Genomic DNA, 3,148 nt, shown 5'->3' with positions numbered 1-3,148 from the left:
AAGACACCACTCGTTGATCTCTTCGAAAGGACTGATTTCAATAATGTCAAAGAACTCGATTGTCCCCTCTTTCCTGGGTTATTTGATTAATATTTAACTGGTCCCGATTTTAACGGGACACTAATGATTGAACATATATAAGAGAAAAGCGCAAGATAAAACATCAACATTGGCAGATATTTAATGTAGGAGAGATATTACTTGCCAATACGAGTAATATGTAGGGCTATAATTCATGTTTTATAGACTTATTGCTCAGATTATATCAATATGAGTAATATGAGTAATACGCTCTTAAAAAGACAAATGCCCTAATAGATGGCGTAAAAGTGGCGTAAAAGAAATGCCTGAACGTCAGTGAATTATCTGAATTGATTATTGCTAATCCGTTTTTATCCGCAAAGGGCATTTCGGAAAAGACTTCGGGAAAGATTTCGGAAAAGGTTAAAATAACAAATAGAACAATAGAAAGTGATTGGGCTTAAATTAAGAAGATGAGTATTCTTTCTCGTGAAGGTGGTCGAAAAAGAAGGTATATGGGTTATAAAGGATAAGGTGCATGGCAAAATTGAGCTATAACTCAATTATTTTTGGACTTATAACTTAATCTTACATATGTGATAGCAAGCCAAAATTTGCGCTGTTTTATTAAAAAAGCGCCATAATTGGCAGATTTTTAATGTAAACCTTGTGCAATAGGATTTAAATCATTACCTTTGCCCCGAAAAAAATGCCAAGATTGGCAAAAATTTAACACAGGCAATGGAGATTAAAAGAGATCGATATCTAAAACAACTAATTGAAAGCCGTCAAAATGGCTTTATCAAAGTTGTAACAGGAATCCGCAGATGTGGCAAGTCGTATCTGCTGAACGTCTTGTTCTATCACTACTTATTAGATAATGGGGTGGCTGATGACCACATCATCCGCATTGACCTTGAAGACCGCATGAACAAAAAGCTGAGAAATCCAGACGTAATGCTCCATTTTGTTCATGACAAAATCAAGGACAAGGAGCTGTATTACATCATTATTGATGAAGTGCAATTGATGGATGAGTTTGTTGATGTGTTGAACAGCTTCCGGCATATTGATAATGCTGACACATACGTGACAGGCAGTAACTCTCACTTCCTATCATCAGACATTCCTACGGAATTTCGTGGTCGAGGAGAGGCTATTCATGTTAACCCATTGTCTTTTGCGGAGTTTTATTCTGCCGTTGGCGGTGACAAGCAGGATGCATGGCGTGAATATTATACCTATGGTGGTCTGCCGCTCATCCAATCTTTTGAGAGCGAAGAAAAAAAGATAAACTATCTGAAGGACTTGTTTGAAACTGTATATTTGGCAGACATTATTGAGAGACACAAAATCAAGAATGATAATGAACTCCGTGAGTTGGTGCTTATTTTGGCATCATCTATAGGTGCTCCATGCAATCCGACTAAATTGTCGAATACTTTCAAAAGTGTTAAGAATGTAAGCATAGGCAGTCAGACGATTTCCAATTACCTCACCTTCCTGTCCGAATCGTTCCTGCTGAACAAAGCTATACGTTACGATATAAAAGGTAAGAAATACATCAATACGCTATCCAAATACTATTTCTCTGACATAGGTCTGAGAAATGCCATCTTAGATATGCGTCAACAAGAGGAAACGCACATCATGGAGAATATCATCTACAATGAATTACTTGTACGTGGTTACAGTGTTGATGTCGGAATGGTTGAAATAAAGAAGCAGGACAAGGATGGCAAGTGGGTTCGTATTCAACTTGAAGTGGACTTTATTGCCAGCCTCGGCAGCAAGAAATATTATGTGCAGTCAGCCTTGTCCATCCCTGACAGGGAGAAAGAGATACAGGAATCTCGCCCACTTACAAACATTAATGATTCTTTCAAGAAGGTGATTATTGTGAAAGACCACATTATGCCTCGTCGAAACGAGGAGGGAATACTCACAATCGGTCTTTTCGACTTCTTACTCAAAGAGGACAGCTTGGATTTATAATCATTCTTGTATAGCGCATAAATCATGGTGAAGTTTTTCAAAATAATAGAGAAGATAGTTTGGATTATTGCAGCATTGACAATAACTGCTGTCCTGGCAATGGTCTTCATTGGTGCTTTTGCTAATCTCGACAAAGCCCAGTTTGACTGGTCTTCTTATATTCCGTATTTCTATGGTGCAGCGGCTGTGGTTGTTCTCTATAAGATTGTTGTCTTGTACTACACATCCTTCTATCAGACAGAGATAGATGAGAAGACTGGGATGTTAGTCTCTTTGGACGATGAGATGAAAAAGTTTCGTGTCAATTCGCAGGAGGGTTCCCTTCCTGATGCCAAATTTGAGGCTATCATGGAAGCGGTGAAACAAATTCCACAAACTGATACAAATGCTATTTTGACAGTTCTTCAAGAGCGAATTCCTGCGGTTGTACAGACATTGGTTGACCAACAGGTTGCAGAGATTAAACGGAACCTAATGCTCGAAAACGAGAAACGGATGCGTGAAATCAATATTCTGTCTGCAAATGTATCGGACGTGCTGAAAAGACGGGATCATCTGCTCAACCTTGAAGCAGAAATCAAGCGATGTCAGGAAGAAGAACGAAAGAGGCGACTGACCAATACAGAAGAGTACACTATGCTTGTATTCTCACTTGCTGGTACTCCTGTAGAAGATGTAGAAAAAGTATGCGACGTTGTCAAACTGTTTATTGAAACTGGCCAGGTATCTGCCAACAAGGATTTGGGCATTCCATTGAATAAGAAACTACGCAATGCTGAGTTGAAACAGTTCGTCACTAATATAATAAGGTATAACAAGAAAGATAACCTTGATGGTGACTCTTTCCTCCAAACAGCTTTCGGCGAGTGGTTCAGTGGAAAGAAGGAGAATATTGCCAAGAACTACTCCGTGCTGCCCAAAGACTCATTGGTGTCTAAAGATGGGGTAGAAGCTGATTTGGAAGGGTTGCGTAAGGAGTTACATAGGGAAAAGAAAAATTAATAGGGGGGTGTGTCAAAATTGGCACACCCTCTTTTAACATATCACAAAGCCCGAACTTTCACAAGCACGGGCTTTGCCATTCCATATTTTTTTTGTACCTTTATGTAAGCATCCAATATTAGCCGTCTTT

Annotated in this window: 2 protein-coding genes; both read left to right on the top strand. The window is 39.0% G+C overall.

Annotated features, from left to right (window positions below; genetic code table 11):
• Positions 1–762: 762 nt before the first annotated feature.
• Positions 763–2,016, top strand: coding sequence for an ATP-binding protein (locus C1709_RS00905; RefSeq protein WP_102285062.1), 1,254 nt, complete (start codon positions 763–765; stop codon positions 2,014–2,016).
• 24 nt (positions 2,017–2,040) lie between these two features.
• Entirely contained in the window at positions 2,041–3,018 is a 978-nt protein-coding gene (locus tag C1709_RS00900; protein ID WP_102285061.1) for a hypothetical protein, read from the top strand.
• Positions 3,019–3,148: the final 130 nt, after the last annotated feature.

Source organism: Metaprevotella massiliensis (genome assembly GCF_900241015.1).
This window is presented reverse-complemented; position numbering and strand designations above follow the sequence as displayed.